The following is a 23,888-nucleotide window of genomic DNA, read 5'->3' as shown; positions in this document are numbered from 1 at the left end:
GCCGTTTTCTTTTTTAATGCCGCCGCTTAACGCAGTAGATTCAACAGCGACGTATTCTTCAGCGAGTTGATGATCTGGGCCGAGGCCTCGATGGCGACCTGGGCCATCTGCAGGTCCGTGATCGCGCGCGCGGGATCATAGCCGGACTTGTCCTGCATCATCTTCTGCAGGGCCGTCTTCTGGCCCTCCTGAGAGTCCAGCGCCGCCTCGACATGGTTCTGGATCAAGCCGTTCTTGGCGGTCTGGTTGGTCAGGCCGACGTTCGCCTTGTCCAGTTCGCCAAGCTGCGCCTTCAGGAAGGCGGTGACGTCGGCGTTCGGTTGCCCAGTCAGGGTTCCGGCCCCGGCCGGCGTATAGGTCATCCCGCCCACCGTCACTGGCGTGCCGTTCTGGAAGGCCTGAATGTTGCGGAACACCTCTGTCAGCGGTCCGCCGATCTCGCTGGCCAGGAAGCCGGTCTCGACCGTCGTCTTCTCGTCGATGCGCGACTTCTGCTTCAGCGTGTCGTTGGCGAAGGTCGAGGCGACCGACGGCGCCGTCGCCAAATCGGCCATGGTTCCCGCCGTCGCCGGAGCGATGTCGCCCTGACCGCCCGCGAACAGATAGGATCCCTGGTGCTCGGCATTCAGTCCGCCCTGGACCGTTTGATACTGCAGGCCCAGCTCGGTCATCAGGTTGGTGATATTGCCCGCCGCCATGCTGGTGGCGATGGCTTCGCGCGCGCCGGTTCCGCCTTCGTAGATGCGGCTCATGGCCAAGTCCTGCGCGCTCAACCGCGCCGCCACGGCCTCTCCGGTGGAGATGAAGCCGTCCAGACGCGCCTGGGTCGAGGTCAGGCTGGTCAGTTGCTCGGCGCCCCGGCCGTAGCCGGACATGTCGGTGGCGATCTTCTCGCTGTCGATCCGCTCCTGCGCCTGCTGGGCGCGGCTCTGCGCATTCATGAGGCTGAGAAGCGCCGACTGGTAGTTTCCGCTCGTGGCGACGCGCGTCATTGCAGGATTCCGATCAGAACGTCGTACATGTCCTTGCTCGCCTGGATCAGGCGCGCAGAGGCGTTATAGGCTTGCTGGAAGGTGGTCATATTGACCAGCTCCTCGTCCATATTGACCCCTTCGGCCGAGGTGCGGCGGCTGTCCGCCTCCTTGGCCAGGGCGGTCGCGGTCTCGCTGCGGGTCTTGGCCGCCGAGGCCTTGCCGCCGATCTCGCCGGCGAAATCCGCCGCATAGGACGACAGGGTCTTGGTCCCGCCCGAGTTTCCGCCGGCCGCACCGAAGGCGACGTTCTTCTTGCCCACGTCGCCCAGCACGAGCCCGCCGCGCCCGTCGCTCTTGCTCAACGCTGGCGTTCCCGCCGCCGCCGACAGGTTCAGTTGCGCCAAGGCCAGCTTGCCGGGATCCTGCTGGATGTCGCTGCGGACGCTATAGGCGCCGGCGCGCGTCGATCCGGTCGCGCCCAGGCCGAACAGCTGCGACATGGAAACGCCCGAGGGATTCTGGGTCGTGTTGTCCTTGACCACGCTCATGGTCGTGGCGGACGGATCGTAGGCCTTGAACGACAGCTTGCCCGCCGCATCCAGGCTGAAGGCGCCGTAACGGCCGACGCCGGTGATGGGGTCGTTCAGCGCCCCCAGCATCTCGCCCATCGTGCCCGTTCCGGTCGGAACCGAGACGGTGATGTCGCGCTGGCGCGACCCGGACTCACCGGCAAAGCGCAGGGTCAGGCTCTCGCCCGGATCGAAGCCGTGTTGCGACGCCAGGGTCAGGCCGGTCTCATAAAAGCTGGGCGTCGTCGTCGAAACGAGGTCGTTCAGCCCAAACCACTGCGAGAAGCCGCGCCCGCCCTTGGCGCTGGGCGATGTCGCATCGTCGGCGATGGCGACGCCGTTTCCGCCTGCGCCGTCCAGTTGCAGCCTGCCTTCCGAGAATCCTGCCGTCGCCGCCCCGCCCATCTGGGCGTTCAGCACGCTGAGGAAGGTGGTGGGGTCGGCGGCTGCGCCGTTGATCGTCATCGTGCCGCCGGAGAAGACGATCCGTGCCGAGGCCTGCACCACGCCCGCCGCATTGACCGCCGTGATCGTCGTCGTTCCGGTAAAGCCGGTCAGGGCGTTTTCCAGCGACTGACCCGTGTTGCGTCCGGTCAGCTGGGTCGGCGCCGGCACGCTGCTGTTGGCGTTGTGGGCGCGGTTCAACTCGTCCGCCAGCTTGGCGGTCAGTTCGCCCAGACGCGCCGCAGCCGCCGGCGCATCGACATCGCGGATTTCGACCAGACCCTTGATCTGCCCCGACGACACCCCGTCCAGCAGAGGCCAGCGCGTGCCGCTGGGCTCGGTGATCATGATGTCGGAGAAGGCCGTCATGGCGCCGACCGTGCCGGCCGCCTGATAGGACAGGGTCGCGGCGCCTTCGCCGACCAGGGTCGTGCCGGCATTGGTACGCAGGGTCACGCCACCGTTCGACCGGGCCTCGACCTTCACGTCCATATATTTCGACAACTCGTTGATCAGGCCGAGTTGTGCGTTCTGCGCGCCGGTCACGTCCTCATTGGTGACCGTCCCGGAAGCGATGGTCTTGTTCAGCTTGGCGATCTGCTCCAGCAGCGGATTGACGGTCTCGATCGCGCTTTGCAGCCGGCCGTCCGCCTCCTGACGTGCCGACTGAATCTGGGCCGCGATGCCCGAGGCCTGGTTGAAGATCGCCTGGGTCTTGTAGATCGTGTCCTGACGCCCGGCGGACGAGGTCGGGCTTTCCGCCAGGGTGGCGTAGCTGGCGAACAGCTTGTCGACCTGGGCGAAGAAGTTGCTGTCGCTGCTGGGATCGCCGAACTGGTTCTGGATCTGGTCGTACAGTTCATACCGCACGGTCTGGCGCGCGGCGTCCGACCCCGCGCTCAAACTCGCCGCCTGCAGGAAGCGGTCGGTCGCCAGACGGACCCGCGTGACATCGACGCCGGAGCCGTAGCCGTTGGTTACGGCGGCGGACTGATCGGCGACCTTGCGGATGTATCCGGGCGTGTCGACGTTGGCGATATTGTCGGCGGTGACGCGCAACTGGGCCTGGGCGGTCTTCAGCCCCGACGTCGCGATGTTCATGATCGAGTTCAGCGACATTGACGCATCTCCCCCGCCCTACCCGGCAACCGCTGCACTGTCGCGCGCAGTTCTTGCCCAGCCACGCGCCGCCCCCGCTCATGCAGAGCATTGTTTTTCAACAAGATCACAGATCGGGCAGCCGTCATGATCGGCAAGACGCGCAAAGGTCGGGCCAACAGCGACAGATGCGGTTTTGGGATTGGGCGCGCATCGAGGGGCGTTCGTCTACAGCCGGGCAAAAAATGGCGATAGCGCGGCAATAAACGACCGCCGCCATGACGACCGCCCATCGGATGGCCTGCCTTACCCACTGTTTTTGTTCGACTAAGGCCTTGGCCCGACCCTTGCGTTGATGGCGGCGAACCCTTGGGCGCAGCAGGCGCCGACCTTATCCCTCACGAAAGCCGCCGCGCCTCCATGTCGATCGCCTCCGCCCTGTTTGCGCCTGCCGCTCCGGTTTCGACCAGAACGCCGGTTGTCGCCTCGGGCGCAGACATGGCCGACGCCGGCCTGTTCTCCAGCAAGATCGCCGCTGTTCTGGACGCAGGCCTCGATACCGCGCCGGTCGAGCGGGTCGCGCCCGGTCGTTTGACGACCGTTCAATCGCTCGGCGTCACCCTGACCCAAGCCGTCAGTGACGAAACGAACGTCGTCGCGCCTGTCCTGATGGTCGAGCCCTCTGCAACGGCCACGATCGAGACTGCCGACTCCCAAACCCCGCCCATCGTTTCCGACGAGACGGCGGTAGGAACCGAAGACGCCGCGAACGATGACGATGCGGCAAGCGTCGCCGTCACGTCCTCACTCTTCTCCACCCCGCAGCCGACGCCACCGGTTGCGCCATTGACGTCAGCGACGCCGCAGCCGTTGACCGTGGAAGTTTCCGCTGGGCAATCAATCGAGACCGCACCCTCGACGACGACCTCCGTCGATGTGAAAGCTGCGCAAGGTTTGGCGACGCTCACGCCATTCGTTTCGACGACAGGATCGGCGCCGGCGCCGCCCCCCGCCACGACAGACGCCGTGGCATCGGATGTCGTCGCGGCGGCGACTTCATTGTCGGTCGAGATCATGACCAAAACCGCTGCGGCCATCGTCCTACCCGAAGCCCTCCAAGCGGTTGCAGCCGAACTCGGCGATCTCCTGGCGGTCGCAAAACCGGCGTCGACTCCGACCGCAGCGAAGATTTCGGACAAGACCACGGCCGATAATGACCAGAGCGAAACTGCTCGGACGGCCGATAATGACCAGAGCCAACCCGCTCAGTCGGCATTGATGGCAAGCGCCCAGAAACCCGCAGCCGTCCCCACGCCTGCGGGTCAGCCTGTGGCGGATGCTGCGACGCGACCGGCTGAAGCCGCGACACTGATCACTGCTTCGTCAGATAACGCCAAGGCCGCCGCTCAGACGACACCAGCGGACACCGCCAAGCCGTCCGCCCCCTCGCCCATCGCCCAGGCCATGACGGCCGCACAGATCCCGGCGGCCCAGGTCCAGATCTCGGTCGTTGCGGCGTCGTCAAAACCGACGCCGGCCGTATCGGCCGATATCGCCGCAGCAGTGATCGTGGCCGAACTGTCCGCCAAATCCGAAACGGCCTCCGCATCCGACCAACACGCCGAGGCCGCATCCAGCGACACGCCGTCGCAGACCCTGCCCGCGCCCACCCAAGCCGCGCCGCTGCTCAAGCCATCGCGCCACGAACTGGCTCAGCAAACCAGCAACGCAGCCACGACGCCCGACCCGGCCGAAACGACCAACACGAAGAAGACGGGCGCAGAGACGATGTCTCTGGCGGACGCTGGCGCCGCCTCGGCACCGTCGGCCAAACCGACGGCGACGACGGACACGGCTGCCGCCCCCGCGCCTCTCGCGGTCGCCCCCACCGCCGCACCGACGACCAGCGCGGCGCCCACCGATGCCCAGCCCATCCAGCAGGCCGTCGCGCCTGATCGCGATCTGGGCCTCTCGACCCTGTCGCGCGCGACCGTCGAGACCACCACCCAACTCGCCGCCCAGATCGCGCGCAGGCTGGACAGCCGTTCGACCCGGTTCGACATGGTGCTGACGCCGGAAGACCTGGGTCGCGTGGATGTCAGCCTGGAGATCGGCAAGGACGGTCAGCTGTCGGCCCGCCTGGCCTTCGACAATCCCGCCGCCGCCGCCGACCTGAAGGGTCGCGCCGACGAACTGCGTCGCCAGCTTCAGGACGCCGGCTTCCAGGTCGCGGGAGACGCGCTCGACTTCTCCCAACGCGATCCGTCTGCGGGCAACGGCGGCGCCTTCGACCGCCAGCAGCAACGCAACGCCCTGTTCGCTGGCGGCTCTCGCCTGGCGGCCCAGGCCGACACCCCCATCGTCCCGGCGCCCGGCGCCTGGGTCAATCATTCCCAGACGCCCGAGCGCGTCGATCTGAAGGTCTGACCCCATGGTCGACGCCGTCACAACCAATGCTGCAGCAAACCGCGTAACGACCGGCACCAAGGGCCTGGCCTCTAACTTCGAGACCTTCCTGACCCTGCTGACCACGCAGATGAAGAACCAGGATCCGTTGTCGCCGCTGGATTCGAACCAGTTCACGGCCCAGCTGACCCAGATGGCCGGCGTCGAGCAGCAACTGCTGACCAACGACCTGCTGACCAGCCTGCTAAAGGCGCAAGCTGGCGGAGGGCTCGACAACGCCGCCAACTACATCGGCAAGAGCGTGACCGCCGCCTGGACGGCGACCGAGTTCAACGACGGAAAGGCGACCTGGGCCTACGAACTGGGCGCCGACGCCGACAAGGCCACGCTGCAGGTCGTCGACAGCAAGGGCGCCGTCGTCTGGGAAGGCGCTGCACCCGACAAGAAATCCGGCCTGCACACCTTCAACTGGGACGGCAAGCTGAAGGACGGCGGCACGGCCGAGGACGGCGGCGTCTATACGCTGAAGGTCGCCGCGACCAATGCCGCAGGCGCCAAGGTCGATGCTCAGGCCCTGATCCAGGGCCGGGTGACCGGCGTCGAAATGTACAACGGCGCGCCGTATCTGGTGATCGGCGACTCCATCCTTCCGCTTTCGACCGTGATCTCGCTGAACGAGATCAAGGCGCAGGCCGAAAATGACACCGACGATACGGAGAATCCGAACGTCCCCACCGAGGAGGCGGCCGCATGATGCGATCCGCCGCCTTCCCGATGACCTTCATTTAAGGAGCGTTCTTCCATGAGCCTCAACAGTGCAATGCTGGCCGGCGTGTCCGGTCTCGCCGCCAACTCCGCCGCCCTGGCGGCCATTTCCCAGAACATCGCCAACGTCAACACGGTCGGCTACAAGCGCACGGCCAGCGAGTTCCAGACCCTGGTCAACAGCCAGTCCTCATCCGGCGGCAGCTATTCCGCCGGCGGCGTGACCACCAACACGCGGTCGTTCGTCAGCCAGGAAGGCCAGCTTCAGCGCACGACCTCCAGCACCGACCTCGCCGTCAGCGGCCAGGGCTTCTTCGTCACGACGACCCAGGCCGAGAACGTCGGTTCGACCGACACCCGCCTGTTCACCCGCGCGGGCGCCTTCACCGTCGACAAGCAGGGCTATCTGAAGAACAGCGCCGGTCTGTACCTGCAGGGCTGGCCAGTGGATCCCAACGGCGAGATCGCGACTGACCCGTCCGACCTGTCACGCCTGCGCTCGATCAACATCGGCTCGGTCGGCGGCACCGCCGAACCGACCACCCGCGTCCAGATCAACGCCAACCTGCGTTCCAGCCAGGACCCGGCCGCGGCCGCCAGCGCACAATCCTACAAGAGCATCCCAGACACGACCTTGCCGACGGCCGGCACGCACGACGTCTCGGTCCGCTACACGCGCACTGGCGCCAATACCCACGATGTGGTCATCAAGTCCGGCACGCAGAGGATCAACGGCGCCGCGACCTTCGACGCGACGACCGGCGCTCTGACCGGCCTGACGGTCACAGGCGCGAACGCAGGCACGGCGACCCCGATCGGCACGCCGCCGACCCAGTTGCAGTTCACGCCCGCGACCGGACCGGCCTACACGGTCAACCTGGCGGACATCGGCCTGGGCAACGCCAACGTGGCCAAGACCAAATACGACCCGTCGGTCAATTCGATGGCGATGTACAACGCGGACGACGACAACCCCGTCGGCGTCAAGCCCGACTTCAAGATGAACATCCCCGTCTCGGACTCCAAGGGCGGCCAGCGCAATCTGGAAATCCGCTTCCTGAAGAGCGACGAACCGAACATCTGGTATTCGGAAATCGTGTCCGTGCCGGCCAGCGATGTCGTCACCGGCACGCCTTTCTCCAACGGCCAGATCAAGATCGGCAAGGTCGCCTTCACCCCGTCGGGTCGTCTCGACGTGGAAACGATGAAGACCTGGCCGGCGGGCACGGGTCTGTTCGATGACCCGACCATGGCGACGCTGGACTTCGGCAAGTCGGATCCGAACAACCTGACCATGCCTGCGGGCCAGGTCGCCTGGGCCGACGGCCTGGGCATCGCCGCCCAGGCGGTGACGCTGGACCTTAACACTTCGGCCGGCGGCCTTAGCCAGTTGAACACCGCCTCGGTGGTGCAATCGACCGTCACCAACGGCACGGCCTTCGGCAATCTGAGCGAGATCAAGATCGACGAAGGCGGCTTCGTCACCGCCATCTTCGACAATGGCGTGATGCGTCGCATCGCCCAGGTCGCGGTCGCCACCTTCCCCAGCCCCGACAGCCTTCGTGAAGTGTCCGGCAACGCCTACGCCGTCAGCCTTCAGTCCGGCACCTTCAATCTGAAGGCCGCCGGCACGGGCGGCGCGGGCGAGATCGCGGCCAAGCAGTTGGAGTCCTCGACGGTCGATCTGTCGGCCGAATTCACCGGCCTGATCACCACCCAGAGGGCCTATTCCGCCTCATCCAAGATCATCACCACGGCCGATGAAATGCTGGCCGAGCTGATCAACATCAAACGCTGATCGGCGAGTAAGTAAGCGTTAGTCTCGATGAATCGTCGCGCAATCAAGGTTGACAGAGTCGTTCGCGGAGGGACGGATTTTATCCGTTCCTTCACCACGACGCTTAAACGGACCTTAGTCGGGGCCGCCTACATTCATGACACTACGGTGTTGGTGAAAGAGGCATAAGCCCATGTTGCAAGAGCGACGCCTGAATAGCAAAGGCGAACAATACGTGGTCGGACCGACTGGCACGCCCCTGACCCTGAACGATCTGCCGCCGTCCAATACGGACCGGTGGGTGATCCGGCGCAAGGCCGAGGTCGTCGCCGCCGTGCGCGGCGGTCTGCTGAGCCTTGACGACGCCCTGGCGAAGTATCGCCTGACGGCCGAAGAATTCCTCGCATGGCAGAAGGCCATCGACAAATGGGGCATGCAGGGTCTGCGCACGACGCGGATCCAGAGCTACCGCTCCTAAGGGTTTCCCCGAAGACGAAGAAGGGCCGCATCCGGCGACGGGTGCGGCCCTTTTCGTATGTGGGCCTCGAAATCGCGCCGGTTCCGCACTAAATGGCCGCAATGACCCTGGTCCAAGACATCTGCGCCGTTCCGAACATCGTCCGCACCGACATGGATGCGGCGGTCGAGAGCGCGCGGGCGGCCGTCGGCCTGCCGGTCGGGGCGCGGGTCGTCGCGGCCATGTCGGGCGGCGTGGATTCCACCGTAGTCGCGGCCCTGCTGCACAAGGCCGGCTATGACGTCGTCGGCGTGACGCTTCAGCTCTACGATCACGGCGCGGCGCTAAAGAAAAAGGGCGCCTGTTGCGCGGGCCAGGACATTCACGACGCGCGTCTGGCCGCCGACATGATCGGCATCCCCCATTATGTCCTGGACTATGAGAGCCGCTTCAAGGATGCGGTCATCGACCAGTTCGCCGACAGCTACCTGAAGGGCCAGACGCCGGTCCCCTGCATCCGCTGCAATCAGACGGTCAAGTTCCGCGACCTGCTGGACGTCGCCCGCGACCTAGGCGCCGAGGCCATGGCGACGGGCCACTATGTCCGCCGCGCCGTCGCCGGCAACCGCTCGCAGATGCGCAAGGCGATCGACCATTCGCGCGACCAGTCCTATTTCCTGTTCGCCACCACCCAGGATCAGCTCGACTATCTGCGCTTCCCGTTGGCCGATCTGGAAAAGCCCCAGGTGCGCGGCGTCGCCGCCGAACTGGGGCTGAAGATCGCCGCCAAGCCGGACAGTCAGGACATCTGTTTCGTCCCCTCCGGCGACTATCGCACCCTGATCGACAGGTTGCGCCCCCAAGGCCGTGAGGCCGGCGAGATCGTGCATATGGACGGCCGGGTTCTGGGCAAGCACGCCGGCATCACCGACTACACCATCGGCCAGCGCCGGGGCCTGAACGTCGCCGTGGGCGAGCCCCTGTTCGTGACCAGGCTGGAACCCGAAACGCGCCGCGTTATCGTCGGCCCGCGCGAGGCGCTGCTGACCGCCTCACTGACGCTGGAAGAAACCAACTGGCTGGGCGACGAAGCCACCATCGTCGAGGCCGCCGAGGCGAACGTCCCCGTCCTGGCCCGCGTCCGCTCGACCCGTCAGCCCTCCCCCGCCCGCCTTGCGATGATCGACGGCGACATCCGCATCGCCTTCGACACCGGCGAGGAAGGCGTGGCGCCAGGCCAGGCCTGCGCCCTTTACGACCCTGTGGACACAGAGCGCGTCCTGGGCGGCGGCTTCATTCGAGACACGGCGGCGGTCGCTGCATAGCGACGATTCATTAAATCGGAGACAGGCTGCATCCGACGTGATGTTCTGTCGCCTCCTACGGTCATCCCACCGACGAGAGGTTCCGATGCGCACCACCGCCTGCCTGGTTTCCGTACTGGCCCTGATGGCCGCCCTTCCCACCGCAGCGATGGCGCAGACCGCACCGGCGCCGGCCGCCAGTCCGGCCGCGCCGACCTATACGGCGGCGCAGTTCTTCGACACCACGACGTATGGCCTGGGCTACGGCGGGGCCAAGGCCTTTTCGCCGGACGGCAAGTCGGTGCTGATCCGGTCGGATCAGACGGGGGTGTTCAACGCCTACGCCCTGCCCGTCGCCGGCGGCGACCCCGTCCAGTTGACCGCCTCGACCACCAGCGCCGTCAATCCGGTGACCTACTTCCCCGCCGATGCGCGCATCCTGTTCACCCAGGACGGGGGCGGCGACGAACTTAGCCATCTGTTCGTGCGGACGCCCGACGGCGCGATCACCGACCTGACGCCGGGCGACAAGGTCAAGGCGGACTTCCTGAGCTGGAGCCAGGACGGCAAGACCTTCTTCGTCACATCGAACGAACGCGACGCCTCGGCCTTCGACGTCGTCGCCTATGACGCGACCACCTATGCGCATCGGACGGTGTTCGAGAACACCGGCGGCTTCTCGCCCGCCGCCCTTTCGCCGGACGGCCGCTGGCTGGTGCTGGACAAGTCGCTGACCAGCGCGAACAACGACCTCTATCTGGTCGATCTGACTGCACCGGGCGAGCCGAAGCTGCTGACCCCGCATGAGGGGAATGTCGCCTATACGGCCTTCGACTTCACGCCGGATTCGAAAGCCGTCCTGATCGGCACGGACCAGAACGGCGAGTTCCAGCAGGCCATTCGCCATGATCTGGCGAGCGGTGCGAACACGCCGCTGATCCAGGCGGATTGGGATGTCAGCTTCGTCTTCTATTCACCCACCGGCCGCTATCGCGTCTCGGGCCTGAACGCCGACGCCAAGACCGAACTGACGCTGCTTGACGCCACGACCGACCGTCCCGTCGCCCTGACCGGCCTGCCCGACGGCGACATCGGCAGTGTGCGCTTCAACGACGATGAGAAGATCATCGCCTTCACGGTCTCGTCCGACACCTCCCCGGCGGATGTGTTCGTCGCCGATCTGACGACGGGCCAGGCCCGACGCCTGACCCATGCCCTGAACCCCGCCATCGACGAGAACGCCCTCGTAGAGGCGACCATCGTCCGATACCCCGGCGAGGGCGGCGTCATGATCCCGGCGGTGCTCTACACGCCCAAGGGCGCGTCCGCCGCCAATCCGGCCCCGGCCATCGTCCTGGTCCACGGCGGTCCCGGCGGCCAGACCCGGCGCGGCTATTCGGCCATGGTCCAGCATCTGGTGAACCACGGCTATGCCGTGCTGGGCGCCAACAACCGGGGCAGTTCCGGCTATGGCAAGACCTTCTTCCACCTGGACGACAAGAAGCACGGCGAAGCCGATCTGCGCGACATCGTCGCCGGCGGCGAATGGCTGAGGCAGCAGGATTGGATCGCCGACGACCAGGTGGCGGTGATGGGCGGATCCTATGGCGGATACATCACTGCGGCGGCGCTGGCCTTCCATCCCGGCGCCTTCGCGGCGGGCGTGGACATCTTCGGCGTCACCAACTGGGTGCGGACCCTGGAGTCGATCCCGCCGTGGTGGGGCGCCCAGCGCATCGCCCTGTATGACGAGATGGGCGATCCGGCGACGGACGCCGAGCGCCACCGCCGCATCTCTCCGCTGTTCCATACCGAAGGCATCAACAAACCGCTGCTGGTGGTGCAGGGCGAGAACGACCCGCGCGTGCTCAAGGTCGAGAGCGACGAACTGGTCGCCGCCGTCCGCGCCAATGGCGTGCCGGTCGAATACGTCGTCTTCCCCAACGAAGGGCACGGCTTCACCCGTCGCGACAACCGCATCACCGCCCAGGACGCCTATCTGACCTTCCTGGACAAATATGTGAGGAAGTAGCGGCCGGCCGGCGAGGGGGCGCGCGTCCGCCGGCCGCGCCCCCTCGCTTTCGATTATGGAGATCGAATGGAGAATATATTGAGATTGACCGAATGTCGGTCTTCACTCCAGACATCAAAGATGCATCCCAGTGTCGCGCAGATGTAAACTGCGCATCGCAATGGCGCCGTAATCCCCGCACCGACTAAGCAGGGGATAAAAATGCATCGTCAAACCAAACTGCGCCTTCAGCTGCTGCTGGGGACCGCGCTTCTCGCCGCACCCGTTTCCGCCTTCGCCCAAACCGTTCCGGCGCCCGTGAACGCCGAGCCCGCCGGCCTGGACGACATCGTCGTGACCGCGACCAAGCGCGAGACGAACCTGCAGGACACGCCGATCTCGATCTCGGTGGTCAATTCCGAGGATCTGGCGAACCGCCACGTCCAGAGCCTGATGGACCTCGCCGACGGCAGCGTCCCCGGCCTGCGTATCACCACTTTCGAGGCCCGCCAGTCGGCCCTGACCATCGGCATCCGCGGCATCGTGCCGAACGACGCCAACCAGCCCGCCCGTGAACAGGGCGTCGGCGTCTATGTCGACGGCGTCTATCTGGCCCGCCAGCACGGCCTGGGCGCCGCACTGCTGGACATCGAGCGCGTCGAGGTCTTGAAGGGCCCGCAAGGCACCCTCTTCGGGCGCAACACCGAAGGCGGCGCCCTGTCGCTGGTCACCCGCAAGCCCACCGGCGTGTTCGGCATGCGCGCCGTCGCCGGCGTCGGCAACCTCGACTCCTACAACTCGGAACTGCATGTCGATTTCCCGGCCATCGGCGACTTCGCCTTCAAGGTCGACGGCGTGGTCTCGGCCCAGGGCCCGGTGACCGAGAACATCATGCCTGGCGAAGAAGGCTTCGGCTCCTACGACCGTCGCGGCCTGCGCGCCCAGGTGCGCTGGCGCCCCAGCGACAACTTCACCGCCGATCTGGCCGCCGACATCGGCAAGGACAAGAACACCCCGTTCTACAGCCAACTGCTGAACTTCAACCCCAATGGCCTGAACGTCGTCCCGTTCACCTCGCCGGTCGTTTCGGGCTCATCCACCGTCGCTCGTGGCAACATCCGCGGCCTGTCGCCGCTGGTCCGGGTCGAGGGCGAAGAGCGCATGACACAGGCCGACATCGGCGTGCCGCAACAGTGGAGCGTCGACAACACCCGCGGCGCCAACCTGCACCTGTCCTACCGTCCGAACGACGATCTCGAACTCCGTTCGATCACGGCCTACCGCGACGTCGATGTCGAGCAATGGGACAACATCGGCGGCGCCCACCGTCCGCCGATCGGCGTGCCGAACGGAACCTTCAGCCGCTATTCGCTGGCCGGCTTCTGGCAGCATCAGTTCAGCCAGGAGCTCCAGGCTGTCGGCTCGCTGGGCGACCGCATCGACTACGTCGGCGGCCTCTACTACTTCAAGGAAACGGTTTCGGACGACGCGGCCACGCCGCAGACCAACCGTTGGAATGCAGACGGCACCGGCTACACCATCAACGACCCCACTCCGACCTTCCGCGGATCGCGCTTCACCGACCGCGCCTCGACGGCTCATTCGGAATCCAAGGCCGTCTACGGTCAAGCGACCTGGACCCCTGCGGTTCTGGACGACGCCCTGCACCTGACGGTCGGTGGCCGTTACACCTGGGATGACAAGGACGGCACGCTCGAACTCGTCAACAACGCCCTGCCGGTCGTCAACGGCGTTTCCGGCGAACTGACCTTCAACACCTCGGTCAAACGCTTCGATCCGCTGGTCACCCTGGCCTATGACATCACCAACCGGATGAACGTCTACGCCAAATACTCGACCGGCTATCGCGCCGGCGGCGCCTCGTCGCGCTCGCTGACCTACCGCTCGTTCCGCCCGGAAGAGGTCAAGGCCTACGAAATCGGCTTCAAGGGCGACATGCTGGACAACCGTCTTCGCCTGAACGCGGCCCTCTACGCCATGGACCGCACGGACAGCCAGATCGACTTCAGCCTGATCACCGGCACCCGGAACACCTTGGAAACGGTCAATGCGCCCGGCACCACCAAAATCCGCGGTCTTGAGCTGGAAGGCCAGTTCCAGGCCACCGCCAACCTGCGCTTCTCGGCTTCCTACGCCTATACGGACGCCAAGATCCCGGACACGGTGAACCCCTTCAACGGCGTGATCCAACAGGTGTTCATCGCCTTCACGCCGGAAAACTCGGGCACGGTCGCCGCCGACTGGGAATCGCCGTTCATGGGCGCAACCCTGCGCGCCCACATCGACGCCAACTACGCCGATGCGTCGCACAGCTTCGAACAGTTCGCGGTCAAGAACGACAAGGCCTTCACGGTCAACGCCCGTCTGGCGGTCGCCGACATCACGACCCGCGACGGCGGCCCGCTGCTGGAAGTGGCTCTGTGGTCGCGCAACCTGCTGGACGAGACCTACGTCTATCGTCGTGACCCCTCGAACCGGGCCACGCTGGGCGATTACGGCAACTTCAACACCCCGCGCACCTTCGGCATCGAGTTGCGCGCCTCCTACTGAAGCGTTCCTCCCGAACGACAGACAGACTGCCCCCTTCCGCCACGGCGGAAGGGGGTTTTTCTTTATCTGCGTGAAGCCTTTGCGACGGCGCGATGAAACTTGTCCGAACGCGTCCGGTTTTGCTGGATTTTAGCGGCCGACAGGGCGATGGCGGCGCGATGAGCAGCCTGATCCTGATCGCTGACGACGACGCAGAGAGCGTCGAGGCCCTGGACGCCTGTCTGCGCCGCGAGGGTTTCCGCACGGTCGTCGCCGCCGATGGTCAGAAGGCCGCCGACCTGCACGCCGCGCTGAAACCGGACCTGGTCCTGCTGAACATTCGCCTGCCGATCCGCGACGGCTGGGACGTGCTGGGCGAGGTGCGTCGTCGCGGCGAGACGCCCGTGATCATGGTCAGCGACCTGGACTACAGCACGAACAGGCTGCAGGCCCTGCGCATCGGCGCCGACGACTATGTCGTCAAACCCTTCAAGCCGATCGAGGTCGTGGCCCGCGCCCAGGCCATCCTGCGGCGCAGCAATGGCGACCGCTCCATCAAGGTGCTGCGCGTCGGCCCCTTGGAGGTCCAGCTGGAAAACTATCTGGCCGCCATCCTCACCCCGGCGGGCAAGCGCCGCCTGGACCTGACCCTGACCGAGTTCCGCATCCTGGCCCATATGGCGCGCGTGCCTTTGCGGGTCTTCAGCCGGGCCGAGATCATGCAGGCCTGCTTCCCCAATCAGGACGTTCTGGAACGCACCATCGACAGCCACGTCAGCCATCTGCGCCGCAAGCTGGACGCCGCCGACGCCGCCGGCCTGCTGACCAATGTGCGCGGCGTCGGCTATCGGCTCGAAGCCGAGGTCTGACAATACTCACGCGGCGACGGCATAGACTCTGAGCCGATGCCCGTCCGGGTCGCCGGCCACGAAGCTTCGGCCCGGCTGCATATCCATCGGCGGCGTCAGGATGCGCGCACCCCGGTCCCACCAGTCGATATGCGCCTGATCCACCGCCGCGGCGCCTTCCAGAGGAAAATCCACCTCGCAGACCTGCCCGTCCCCGGCCCGCCGCAACAGCCCCAGCGCCCGACCCGACTTCAGCACGAACAAGACCCGATCCGGCCCCGCCATGACGGGCCGACAGCCGAACAGGCCGGCATAGAACCGCGCGCTGGTTTCGGGATCCGCGACGGCCAGAAGAATGTCCTCGATCTCGGTCATCAGCCCTGCCCCCTGGTTTCCAACACCACGAAGCCTAACCGATCTTGCCGCCAGTTTCCGTCAGCAGCCTTCGGACGCTCTCGACCTTTCGTGCGCCTCGCGCCAGGTCTTCATCAATGTTTGGCGACGGGCGGGATAGCGCGCCTCCATCACCTCGGCCTCGACGATGCGATCTGTTCGGAAGCTACGGAAATCGTTTCGCAACTCGCACCAGGCGATCAGCAGCCGCACCCGGTCGAAGAAGGCCAGGGCGAAGGGCCAGACCACCCGTTCCGACGCCGCCCCCGCCTCGTCGCGATAACACAGCCTCAGCCGTCGCTCGGTGCGGATCGCCTTCCTCAACAGCCCTGGGTCGACCTGGTCCGCCGGGAACGGCGCGCCCGGCACGACCAGCAGTGCCGAGGTCTCCATCTCGTCCCTCAGATCCGGCGGCAGCACCGCCGAAATCCGTCCCAGGGCCGTCAGCGCCGCATCCCGCATGCGCGGATCGGCCCGATCCGCCACCCAGCGCGAGCCCAGCACCAGCGCCTCGATCTCTTCCGGCGTGAACATCAGCGGCGGCAGCATGAAGCCCGGCTTCAGCACATAGCCGACCCCCGCCTCCCCCTCGATCGTCGGCCGCTGAGCTTGCAGGCTGGCGATGTCGCGATAAGGGTCCGCAGGCTGACGCCCATCTCATCCGCCAACATCTGCCCGCTCACCGGCCGACGATGTCGCCGCAGGACGTTCAGCAGATCGAGAAGACGTTCGGACCGGGACACGCGACGATCCTAGCAGACCTCCTGCCAGAAAGCGGCAGCAGGCTGAGGCTTACGCCGCTTCCTTTGGCATCACGTCCCCGACCGTGGGCCGGTTTTCGGCGCGGGTCAGCAGGATGTCTCTTGGCTTTACGATCTCGTTGCAGCAGCCGCAGGCGATGCGCGGCGTCAGGGTCGAGCCGCAGGTCTTGTGGATCATGTCGATGCCGCTGTCGGCGTCGCCATAGACGTGTTTGGCGCCCCAGCCGTGCAGGGTCACCAGCACGCCGTACAGATCCTTGCCCTTGGCGGTCAGGACATATTCGTTGCGCGGCGGGCGTTCGGAATAAAGCTGCGGCTCAAGCACACCGTGCTGGACCAGGCTTTTCAGACGGGCGGCCAGGACGTTGCGCGCCACGCCCAGATTGTCCTGCCACTGTTCAAACCGGCTGACGCCGTTGAAGGCGTCGCGAATGACCAGCAGGGTCCAGGGGTCGCCGATCACCTCAAGCGTGGCGGCGATGGAGCAGCTTTGGCGGCTGTAGTCTGCGGTGCGTCCCATGCGGCGAAAGTGACCCCGCGTCAGCCATTTGGCAAGGGTTGCAAATCAGAACGGTCCAAGTCAGTCTTGTTTGGCAACGGACGTGCGGGCCTCTCGGTTCGCCGCCTTGTTCCTTCGACTTCGGCGGGAGATCTTCATCAGGTCTTCCGCCGCCTCTTCGCCTGACGCAGGATTGCGCAATGACGCTGCCGATCTCCCTCGACGCCGCTTTGGCCTTTCAGACTCTGGACGACGGCGGCCTGTCCGCCCCGGTGCCTGGCCATTTCTCCAACGGCCCGTCGGGCATGGCGCCGGAAAAGGGCTTTCCGTTCGGGGGCCTGCTGGCGGCCCTGTGCGCCCAGTCGATGCGCCAGGGTCTGGCCCTGACCGCGCCCTTGCGCACCCTGTCGGTGCAATACCTGTCGGCGGCCAAGTTCGGCGAGCAGGTCGCCTTTCGCCCGCGCCTGCTGCGCGGCGGCCGCAACGTCGTCTATGCGGCGGTCGAGGCCGAACAGGACGGCCGTCTGACCCACCATGCCACCGGCACATACGGACTGGACGGGGCCACGCCGCCGGTCACGCCCCTGCACCTGCCACCCCCGCCGCTGGACAGCCTGAACCCAAAGGCGACCATCCACGGCCCGATGGCCCCGCACTTCTCGCAGCACGTCGAATATCGGTTCGACGGCGGCCCCAACATCCTAGGCGGCAATGCAGGCCGGCCGGCGGTCGAGCGCACCTGGATGCGGATGGCGGACGGCCGGCCGCTGGACGAGGTCGGGCTGTGCTACCTGCTGGACGCCCTCTATCCGCCGGCCTGGACCCTGTCGAAAACGCCGTCGGCGATGACGACTGTGGACCTGCGCATCGACATCCTGACCGATCCGACGCCGCAGACGGCGTCCGACGGCTGGGCCTTCTTCGAGTTCAGGATGCTGGACCTGGGCCTGGGCTGGACGGTGGACGAGGCCGCCGCCTGGGGCGCCGACGGAACGCCGCTGGCCCTCTCGCGCCAGCGCCGAAAGCTACTGCCGCAACGCACGGCCTGAAGTCAGCCCTCATTCATCATTATCGACGACTATTCCAAATCTCTGGAGTCGTCCTCATGCGTCGTCGAAATCGTCTCGTTTCAGTATCTCAAATCGTCGTCGTTCTGGGCGGTTGTCTGATGCTTCAGGGCTGCCTTGTCGGCGCCGTCGTCGGCGGGACCGCTGCGGTCGTCGGCGGCACGGCCAAGGCCACCGGCGCGGTCGTCGGCGCCGGCTTCGACGCCGTCACCACCTCGGATGAGGAAACCAGGCTGCGCCGCGAGCGCGAACAGCGCGACTACGACCGCGAGCAACGGCGCTGCGAACAGCGCCAGCGTCAGGGCAAGCGCTGCTGACGCTTACAGGCTCAGCACGCACCGCTCGTTGACGGTCGGCCGGGCGACCTGAACCCGGCACAGGCCCGGCCAGTCGGGCTGCAACGTCTTGACGAACCACAGACACAGGTTCTCCAGGCTGGGCAGTTCCAGGCCTTCGTGTTCGTTCAGCATGCCGTGATCCAGCGTCTCCGCCGCCCCCTTCAGCGCCCGGTCCAGCGCGCCCAAGTCGGCGACCCAGCCGTGCTCGGCGTCCAGCACCTCAGACCGCACCGTCGCCTCGACCGTGAAGGAATGGCCGTGAACGCGGCGATAGATGCTGCCTTCAGGCTCGTTGGGGAAATGGTGGGCGGCGTCGAAAGTCGCCTGTTTGGTGATCTCGAAAACGGGCATTAGCGGACGCCGATGTATTTGTGGGTCTGGACGCTCAGGCGCCACTGGGGATGGGTCAGGCAGTATTCGATGGCGGCGGCGGTGTTCTCGACCTGATCGGGGCCATCCATGGGCTGGAGCCAGAACCGCTCGAAATCGAGATGTTCGAACCGACCCGGCATGGCCCTGGCTTGCGGATAGACCAGCTTCAGCTCCTGGCCCGTGACCTGAACGACATCCGCATCGGCTTTGGGGCTGATACAGACCCAGTCGATGCCGTCAGGCGCCGCCAGGGTGCCGTTCGACTCGATGGCGATCTCGAACCCGCGCGCATGCAGGGCCTCGACCAGAGGAGCATCCAATTGCAGCAAGGGCTCGCCGCCGGTGCAGACCACCAGTTTCGGATCCCCTTCCCGCCCCCGCCACATCGCGGCGACATGGTCAGCCATGGCTTCTGGCGTCCTGAACTTACCGCCCCCGCCGCCGTCCGTGCCGACGAAATCCGTGTCGCAGAAACTGCAGACGGCCGTCGCGCGATCCTGCTCACGCCCGCTCCACAGATTGCAGCCAGCGAAGCGCAGGAAGACCGCAGGCCGCCCCGCCTGTCCGCCCTCGCCCTGCACCGTCAGAAAGACTTCCTTGGCCGAATAGGTCACCGGCTCGCGACCCATTCCGCATGGCCCGCCGCCCGCAGCTCGCACGCCGGGCAGTCGCCGCAGCCATATCCCCACGCATGCCGATGCGTCCGGTCGCCCCGATAACAGGTATGGCTATCCTCGACGATCAGCTCGACCAGTTTGGCCCCGCCCAGCGTATCGGCCAGTTCCCAGGTCTGGGCCTTGGTCAACCACATCAGAGGCGTGTCGATCACCACCGGCTTGTCCAGCCCCAGCGACAACGCTCGCGCCATCGCCTCCATCGTCTCGTGGCGGCAATCCGGGTAGCCCGAGAAATCCGTCTCGCACATGCCACCGACCAGCACCTCAAGCCCACGCCGATCCGCCAGTGCCGCCGCCGCGACCAGGAAGATCAGGTTGCGTCCCGGCACGAAGGTGGTCGGCAGACCGCGCGCGTCCATCTCGATCTTGCGATCGGCGGTCAGGGCGCTCTCGGCGATCCGGCCGTATCCGGTCAGGTCTACCACATGGTCGTCGCCCAGCCGGCCGGCATATTGCGGCAGGGCCGAGGTCATGCCGGCGCGCACGGCCTGACGCGCCTCCATCTCGACCAGATGGCGCTGGCCATAGTCGAAGCCGACCGTCTCAACCCGCTCGAACCGTTCCAGCGCCCAGGCCAGACAGGTCGCGCTGTCCTGCCCGCCGGAGAACAGGACGAGAGCCGATGTTGGGGTCTTTTCCAGGATGACGCTCATGACGAATCTGCGGTCGGCCGGTCGGCCGCGCGCATGCACAAAGGGATGGGAACCCAGATGGGTCAGGCGGGCCTCATACACCAGACCCGGATGCGGCGCAAAATCACCCTTTGCATCGATTTGCATCACGCTGCGCCAGCTTAACCAATCCGCAAGCGATTTTGGGCTTTAGTCCCAACGAGTAGGAGTTCCGGGCAGTATGCCGACCATCGAGACCCTTTCCGAGCGTCCCAAGCCGGTGGCTCCGACGACGCTCGGGTGCGAGGTGCTGGCGCGTTTCGAACGCGAGCCGGACACGCTCGTCATCCCCGTTGTCGATGGAAATCGTCCGGTCGGGCTGGTCGAACGCACCGCCTTCCTCCAAAAGATCGCAGCCCGCTTCGGCCACGCCCTCTACGACCTGCGCCCCATAACCTTCGCCATGGATCCCGAGCCGGCCGTGGTCGAGGCCGGCGTTCGCATCGACGCCTTCTGCGACATCATGCTGAAGGGCGGCCCGGCCGCCCTGCTGCGCGGCTTCATCGTCACGCACAACGGCGCCTATCTGGGCGTCGGCACGGCCGCGACGCTGCTTCAAGCGGTCAATACGCGCCAACGCGAACAGAACGAACAACTGGCCGAACAGGCCGCGATCCTCAGCGATACGCGCGCCCAGGCCATCGCCGCCGCCCGCGCCAAGAGCCAGTTCCTGGCCATCATGAGCCACGAGCTGCGCACGCCGATGAACGGCGTGCTGGCGGTCGCCGAACTGCTGCGTCGCCAGCCGCTGAACGCGGCGGCTCAGGCGCACGTCCAGACGATCATGGACTCGTCGGAAACCCTGCTGCGCATTCTTCAGGACGCCGTCGACCTGTCCAAGGCCGAAGCCGGCGAGCTGGAGCTGAACAGCACCCCCACCGCTCTGCGGGCCGTAATGGACGACATCCAGTCGATGTGGGAGCCGCGCGCCTCTCAGGACGGCGTCACCCTGTTGGTCGGTTACGAAGGAGACACCGAGCTGGCCGCCGTGATCGATGGCACGCGTCTGAAACAGGTGTTCAACAATCTGGTCGGCAACGCCCTCAAGTTCGCCCGCAACGGCGTCGTCGAGGCGGGCCTGAAGGCTTGGGTGGAGGGCGAGAGCATCCATATGGAGGCCCGAATCCGCGACGACGGGCCCGGCATCGACACCGACCGCGTCGACTCGATCTTCGAACCCTTCGTTCACGGCTCCGGCCCCGACGGGGCAGGCCTGGGCCTATCGATCTGCCGCCAAGTGATCGACCGCATGGGCGGCCGAATTTGGGCCGAAAACAACAAGGGTCGCGGCGCCACCTTCGCCTTCGATCTGACTGCACCGCGTGCGGCCGTGGAGGTCGAAGTTCAATCGAACGTGTCCGACCTGTCCGGGCTGGACCTTAAGTCGGCCCCCCACATTCTGATCGTCGACGACAACGCCACCAACCGCGTCGTGGCCCAGGCCCTGTGCGAGATGTTCGGGTGCAGTTCCGAACTGGCCGAGGATGGCCTTGAGGCGCTTCAGGCCGTTCAGGAAAGCCGCTACGACCTGATCCTGATGGACATCAAGATGCCGCGCATGGACGGCGTTCAGGCGACACAGGCGATCCGCGCCCTGCCCGGCGCCGTCGGCCGCGTGCCCATCGTGGCCCTGACCGCCAACGCCGACCCGGAAGACGCCAAACACTATCTTTCCATCGGCATGGCCGCCGTGGTCGAAAAACCGATCAAGCCCGAACGCCTGCGAATGGCGATGAACGCCGCCCTTTCGGCGGCGCAGGAAGAGGCCGGCGACGCCGACCGGCTCTCTGAAGACGAAGGCGACCGGTCAGCCGCCTGATCCTCAGTCCGGGCGAACGTCCAGCGCCTCCTCGTCCTCTTCGTCATAACCGACCAGACGCAGCGCCCGCGCCTTCTGGCCGTTGATCTCGGCCCATCGAAGCAGGCCCTCCTCCCGGCCATGGGTGATCCAGATCTCCTCGGGCTTCAGCTCGGTGAAAGTCGCCGTCAGCTCGTTCCAGTCGGCATGGTCCGACACGACCAGCGGCAGTTCCACGCCCCGTTGACGCGCCCGCGCCTTCACCCCCATCCAGCCCGAGGCGAAGGCCGTCACCGGATCGGCGAACCGCCGCGCCCAGCGATCCTGAATGGCGGACGGCGGGGCGATGGCGACCTCTCCCCCCAGCGCATTCTTGGGTAGATCCCGCGTCGGCGCCAGCGGCCCCAGATCGACGCCCTCGCGTTCGTACAGGGCGTTCAGCCGCTCCATCGCGCCGTGGACATAGATGGTGCGATCCCAGCCCGCCTCGCGCAGCAGCCGGATGATCCGTTGCGCCTTGCCCAGCGCATAGGCGCCGACCAGATGCGCGCGCTCGGGGAACTGGCCCAGCGACCGCACCAGCCGCCCCACCTCCTCTTCCGCCGGGGGATGACTGAAGACGGGCAGCCCAAACGTCGCCTCGGAGATAAAGACATGACACGGCACGGGCTCGAACGGCGCGCAGGTCGGGTCGCGGCGACGCTTGTAATCACCCGAGACCACCATGGTCAGTCCCTTCCACCGCACCTCGACCTGGGCAGACCCCAGGACGTGACCCGCCGGGACCAGCCGCAGATCCACGCCGTTGATCGCGGTCGCCTCGCCATATTCCACCGACTGCGGCTTGCCCGTGAAATCGGCGCCGTAGCGCTCGGCCATGATCGCCAGGGTCTGGCGCGTGGCCAAGACTGCGCCATGCCCGGCGCGTGCATGATCGGCATGGCCATGCGTGATGACGGCGCGATCCACCGGCCGCACCGGATCGACATAGAAGTCCCCCGGCGGACAATAGAGGCCGGCAGGCGTCGGATGCAGCAGGTCTTCGGGGCGGATCATGTTGCGGTAACGCTCTCGACGCCGTCAGGTCGCCGCCTCATACAAGATGTCCAGAAAATCGGCGCCAGAAGGTCCAGTCCGCACGATGCAAGAGAGCTTCCTGACCACCATCCTGCCGCAACTGGCCGCCGGCGCCGCCCACACTGGCGCGCTGGGTTTCGCCTTCGATGGATTGCATGACGGCGAGCCGCGCATCCGCGTGCCGTGGCGCGAGGATCTGGTAGGCGATCCCGACAGCGGCGTCTTCGCCGGCGGCCTCGTCACCACCCTGCTCGACCACATTGGCGGCCTGGCGGTCTGGACGGCGCTCGACACCTTCCAGCCCATCGCCACCCTGGATTTGCGTGTGGATTACATGCGTGCGGCGCGACCGCGTCAGGATCTTCTGGCCCAGGGGCTCTGCTACCGCCTGACCCCCACCATCGCCTTCGTGCGTGCCTGGGCGTTCGAGGACGACCCGTCCGATCCCGTCGCAGCCGCCCAGTCCGCCTATATCCTCAACCAGACCCGCGAGTCTTCGACGCGAGCCGTCGCATGACCGACATCCTGAACCGCATGCCCTATGCCCGCTTCCTGGGTCTTCAGACCCTGGTCAGCGGCGACGAGATCACGGTGATCATGCCGTTTGCAGATAAGCTGATCGGCAATCCCATGTTGCCCGCCCTGCACGGCGGATCGACGGCCGCCCTGCTGGAAATGACCGCCATGGCCCAGGTGGCGATCATCTTCCCCAGCTCTCGCCTGCCCCGCCCGATCAATGTGACGGTCGCCTATCTACGAACTGGCAGGCCCATCGACGTCTTCGCCCGCGCCCGCATAAGCCGCGCGGGCCGCCGCGTCGCCCATGTTCAGGCCGAGGCGTGGCAGGAAGAACGTGCACAACCAATCGCATCCCTGACGGCCCACTTCCTGCTCGACAACCAGGGCTAGGACGAATCGACATTCACCGCATCCAGAGCATGGAGGCGGCGATGTGGACGAAGGAGAGGTAGTGACGCGCCAGCCTGTCGAACCGTGTGGCGAAGCGTCGGAAGTGCTTGAGCTTGTTAAAGC

The 23,888-nt window shown here is 66.2% G+C and carries 23 protein-coding genes; 13 read left to right on the top strand and 10 right to left on the bottom strand.

The annotated features are described in order from the left end of the window. Window positions 1-26: 26 nt before the first annotated feature. Together WC597_RS14905 and flgK are read right to left on the bottom strand one after the other, a co-directional pair. Window positions 27-992: a flagellin gene (locus WC597_RS14905; protein ID WP_372694517.1), complete on the bottom strand. Its 966-nt coding sequence runs from the start codon at window positions 990-992 to the stop codon at window positions 27-29. After that, on the bottom strand, window positions 989-3,106 hold the full coding sequence (flgK, locus tag WC597_RS14900; protein ID WP_372694515.1) for a flagellar hook-associated protein FlgK: 2,118 nt from the start codon (window positions 3,104-3,106) through the stop codon (window positions 989-991). The genes WC597_RS14905 and flgK overlap by 4 nt, the downstream gene beginning before the upstream one ends. A 399-nt stretch (window positions 3,107-3,505) precedes the next feature. On the opposite strand from flgK, the gene WC597_RS14895 reads away from it, so the two are divergent. From WC597_RS14895 to WC597_RS14860, 8 genes are all read left to right on the top strand, one after another. Next, complete coding sequence (locus tag WC597_RS14895; RefSeq protein WP_372694513.1) at window positions 3,506-5,512, top strand: flagellar hook-length control protein FliK; 2,007 nt, start codon at window positions 3,506-3,508, stop codon at window positions 5,510-5,512. A 4-nt stretch (window positions 5,513-5,516) separates the two neighbouring features. Then, a complete protein-coding gene (locus WC597_RS14890; RefSeq protein WP_372694511.1) occupies window positions 5,517-6,245 on the top strand; it encodes a flagellar hook assembly protein FlgD in 729 nt (242 codons plus the stop codon). Between the two features lie 48 nt (window positions 6,246-6,293). Further along, window positions 6,294-8,054, top strand: coding sequence for a flagellar hook protein FlgE (gene flgE, locus WC597_RS14885; protein WP_372694509.1), 1,761 nt, complete (start codon window positions 6,294-6,296; stop codon window positions 8,052-8,054). A gap of 172 nt (window positions 8,055-8,226) precedes the next feature. Then, the gene (locus tag WC597_RS14880) at window positions 8,227-8,511 is read left to right on the top strand and encodes a DUF1153 domain-containing protein (protein ID WP_026108337.1); all 285 of its coding nucleotides are present in this window, start codon (window positions 8,227-8,229) and stop codon (window positions 8,509-8,511) included. Between the two features lie 92 nt (window positions 8,512-8,603). After that, complete coding sequence (gene mnmA / locus WC597_RS14875) at window positions 8,604-9,815, top strand: tRNA 2-thiouridine(34) synthase MnmA (RefSeq protein WP_372694507.1); 1,212 nt, start codon at window positions 8,604-8,606, stop codon at window positions 9,813-9,815. Between the two features lie 85 nt (window positions 9,816-9,900). Beyond that, complete coding sequence (locus WC597_RS14870) at window positions 9,901-11,826, top strand: S9 family peptidase (protein ID WP_372694505.1); 1,926 nt, start codon at window positions 9,901-9,903, stop codon at window positions 11,824-11,826. Window positions 11,827-12,027: 201 nt separating this feature from the next. After that, window positions 12,028-14,376, top strand: coding sequence for a TonB-dependent receptor (locus tag WC597_RS14865; RefSeq protein WP_372694503.1), 2,349 nt, complete (start codon window positions 12,028-12,030; stop codon window positions 14,374-14,376). A gap of 158 nt (window positions 14,377-14,534) precedes the next feature. Continuing rightward, a complete protein-coding gene (locus WC597_RS14860; RefSeq protein WP_372694501.1) occupies window positions 14,535-15,224 on the top strand; it encodes a response regulator in 690 nt (229 codons plus the stop codon). A gap of 6 nt (window positions 15,225-15,230) precedes the next feature. On the opposite strand, the gene WC597_RS14855 is transcribed toward WC597_RS14860, so the two are convergent. The 4 genes from WC597_RS14855 to WC597_RS14840 all read right to left on the bottom strand — a co-directional run bounded on the left by WC597_RS14855 (window position 15,231) and on the right by WC597_RS14840 (window position 16,877). Next, on the bottom strand, window positions 15,231-15,578 hold the full coding sequence (locus WC597_RS14855; RefSeq protein WP_372694499.1) for a VOC family protein: 348 nt from the start codon (window positions 15,576-15,578) through the stop codon (window positions 15,231-15,233). A gap of 60 nt (window positions 15,579-15,638) precedes the next feature. After that, window positions 15,639-16,163, bottom strand: a complete 525-nt coding sequence (locus WC597_RS14850) for a helix-turn-helix transcriptional regulator (RefSeq protein ID WP_372694497.1) — start codon at window positions 16,161-16,163, stop codon at window positions 15,639-15,641. Next, the gene (locus WC597_RS14845; protein ID WP_372694621.1) at window positions 16,157-16,279 is read right to left on the bottom strand and encodes a hypothetical protein; all 123 of its coding nucleotides are present in this window, start codon (window positions 16,277-16,279) and stop codon (window positions 16,157-16,159) included. Before WC597_RS14845 ends, WC597_RS14850 begins: the two co-directional genes overlap by 7 nt. Window positions 16,280-16,388: 109 nt before the next feature. After that, complete coding sequence (locus tag WC597_RS14840) at window positions 16,389-16,877, bottom strand: helix-turn-helix domain-containing protein (protein WP_135195212.1); 489 nt, start codon at window positions 16,875-16,877, stop codon at window positions 16,389-16,391. A gap of 179 nt (window positions 16,878-17,056) precedes the next feature. Here WC597_RS14840 and WC597_RS14835 point away from each other — a divergent pair, with 179 nt between their 5' ends. Continuing rightward, window positions 17,057-17,905 (top strand): thioesterase family protein, encoded by an 849-nt coding sequence (locus tag WC597_RS14835; protein WP_372694495.1) that lies wholly within the window; start codon window positions 17,057-17,059, stop codon window positions 17,903-17,905. Between the two features lie 56 nt (window positions 17,906-17,961). Further along, window positions 17,962-18,240: a hypothetical protein gene (locus WC597_RS14830; protein ID WP_372694493.1), complete on the top strand. Its 279-nt coding sequence runs from the start codon at window positions 17,962-17,964 to the stop codon at window positions 18,238-18,240. 3 nt (window positions 18,241-18,243) lie between these two features. Here WC597_RS14830 and WC597_RS14825 read toward each other — a convergent pair whose 3' ends face one another. The 3 genes from WC597_RS14825 to queC are packed head-to-tail and all read right to left on the bottom strand — an operon-like array spanning window position 18,244 to window position 19,963. Then, window positions 18,244-18,612, bottom strand: coding sequence for a 6-pyruvoyl tetrahydropterin synthase family protein (locus WC597_RS14825; RefSeq protein ID WP_372694491.1), 369 nt, complete (start codon window positions 18,610-18,612; stop codon window positions 18,244-18,246). Continuing rightward, a complete protein-coding gene (gene queE, locus WC597_RS14820) occupies window positions 18,612-19,247 on the bottom strand; it encodes a 7-carboxy-7-deazaguanine synthase (RefSeq protein ID WP_372694619.1) in 636 nt (211 codons plus the stop codon). Before queE ends, WC597_RS14825 begins: the two co-directional genes overlap by 1 nt. Next, on the bottom strand, window positions 19,244-19,963 hold the full coding sequence (queC, locus tag WC597_RS14815) for a 7-cyano-7-deazaguanine synthase QueC (protein WP_372694617.1): 720 nt from the start codon (window positions 19,961-19,963) through the stop codon (window positions 19,244-19,246). The genes queE and queC overlap by 4 nt, the downstream gene beginning before the upstream one ends. Window positions 19,964-20,162: 199 nt before the next feature. On the opposite strand from queC, the gene WC597_RS14810 reads away from it, so the two are divergent. Beyond that, window positions 20,163-21,800 (top strand): response regulator, encoded by a 1,638-nt coding sequence (locus WC597_RS14810; protein WP_372694489.1) that lies wholly within the window; start codon window positions 20,163-20,165, stop codon window positions 21,798-21,800. Window positions 21,801-21,803: 3 nt separating this feature from the next. Here the strand turns inward: WC597_RS14810 and WC597_RS14805 are convergent, their stop codons facing one another. After that, window positions 21,804-22,835, bottom strand: coding sequence for a ligase-associated DNA damage response exonuclease (locus WC597_RS14805; RefSeq protein WP_372694487.1), 1,032 nt, complete (start codon window positions 22,833-22,835; stop codon window positions 21,804-21,806). Between the two features lie 85 nt (window positions 22,836-22,920). Here WC597_RS14805 and WC597_RS14800 point away from each other — a divergent pair, with 85 nt between their 5' ends. Beyond that, on the top strand, window positions 22,921-23,373 hold the full coding sequence (locus WC597_RS14800; protein ID WP_372694485.1) for a PaaI family thioesterase: 453 nt from the start codon (window positions 22,921-22,923) through the stop codon (window positions 23,371-23,373). After that, entirely contained in the window at window positions 23,370-23,765 is a 396-nt protein-coding gene (locus WC597_RS14795) for a PaaI family thioesterase (RefSeq protein ID WP_372694483.1), read from the top strand. Before WC597_RS14800 ends, WC597_RS14795 begins: the two co-directional genes overlap by 4 nt. The last annotated feature ends 123 nt before the right edge of the window (window positions 23,766-23,888 follow it).

Origin of the sequence: Brevundimonas sp. (assembly GCF_041648115.1) — a bacterium.
Lineage (GTDB): Bacteria > Pseudomonadota > Alphaproteobacteria > Caulobacterales > Caulobacteraceae > Brevundimonas.
Note: the sequence above shows the minus strand (reverse complement) of the source record. Positions and strands in the feature narration are given on the sequence as shown.

Coding starts and splice junctions, on each gene's coding strand:
- WC597_RS14905 (WP_372694517.1), bottom strand. CDS start 992: ATGACGCGCGTCGCCACGAGCGGAAACTACCAGTCGGCGCTTCTCAGC.
- WC597_RS14795 (WP_372694483.1), top strand. CDS start 23,370: ATGACCGACATCCTGAACCGCATGCCCTATGCCCGCTTCCTGGGTCTT.
- WC597_RS14855 (WP_372694499.1), bottom strand. CDS start 15,578: ATGACCGAGATCGAGGACATTCTTCTGGCCGTCGCGGATCCCGAAACC.
- queC (WP_372694617.1), bottom strand. CDS start 19,963: ATGAGCGTCATCCTGGAAAAGACCCCAACATCGGCTCTCGTCCTGTTC.
- flgK (WP_372694515.1), bottom strand. CDS start 3,106: ATGTCGCTGAACTCGATCATGAACATCGCGACGTCGGGGCTGAAGACC.
- WC597_RS14810 (WP_372694489.1), top strand. CDS start 20,163: ATGCCGACCATCGAGACCCTTTCCGAGCGTCCCAAGCCGGTGGCTCCG.
- WC597_RS14805 (WP_372694487.1), bottom strand. CDS start 22,835: ATGATCCGCCCCGAAGACCTGCTGCATCCGACGCCTGCCGGCCTCTAT.
- WC597_RS14895 (WP_372694513.1), top strand. CDS start 3,506: ATGTCGATCGCCTCCGCCCTGTTTGCGCCTGCCGCTCCGGTTTCGACC.
- mnmA (WP_372694507.1), top strand. CDS start 8,604: ATGGCCGCAATGACCCTGGTCCAAGACATCTGCGCCGTTCCGAACATC.
- WC597_RS14830 (WP_372694493.1), top strand. CDS start 17,962: ATGCGTCGTCGAAATCGTCTCGTTTCAGTATCTCAAATCGTCGTCGTT.
- WC597_RS14835 (WP_372694495.1), top strand. CDS start 17,057: ATGACGCTGCCGATCTCCCTCGACGCCGCTTTGGCCTTTCAGACTCTG.
- WC597_RS14840 (WP_135195212.1), bottom strand. CDS start 16,877: ATGGGACGCACCGCAGACTACAGCCGCCAAAGCTGCTCCATCGCCGCC.
- WC597_RS14825 (WP_372694491.1), bottom strand. CDS start 18,612: ATGCCCGTTTTCGAGATCACCAAACAGGCGACTTTCGACGCCGCCCAC.
- WC597_RS14870 (WP_372694505.1), top strand. CDS start 9,901: ATGCGCACCACCGCCTGCCTGGTTTCCGTACTGGCCCTGATGGCCGCC.
- flgE (WP_372694509.1), top strand. CDS start 6,294: ATGAGCCTCAACAGTGCAATGCTGGCCGGCGTGTCCGGTCTCGCCGCC.
- WC597_RS14800 (WP_372694485.1), top strand. CDS start 22,921: ATGCAAGAGAGCTTCCTGACCACCATCCTGCCGCAACTGGCCGCCGGC.
- WC597_RS14890 (WP_372694511.1), top strand. CDS start 5,517: ATGGTCGACGCCGTCACAACCAATGCTGCAGCAAACCGCGTAACGACC.
- WC597_RS14880 (WP_026108337.1), top strand. CDS start 8,227: ATGTTGCAAGAGCGACGCCTGAATAGCAAAGGCGAACAATACGTGGTC.
- WC597_RS14865 (WP_372694503.1), top strand. CDS start 12,028: ATGCATCGTCAAACCAAACTGCGCCTTCAGCTGCTGCTGGGGACCGCG.
- WC597_RS14860 (WP_372694501.1), top strand. CDS start 14,535: ATGAGCAGCCTGATCCTGATCGCTGACGACGACGCAGAGAGCGTCGAG.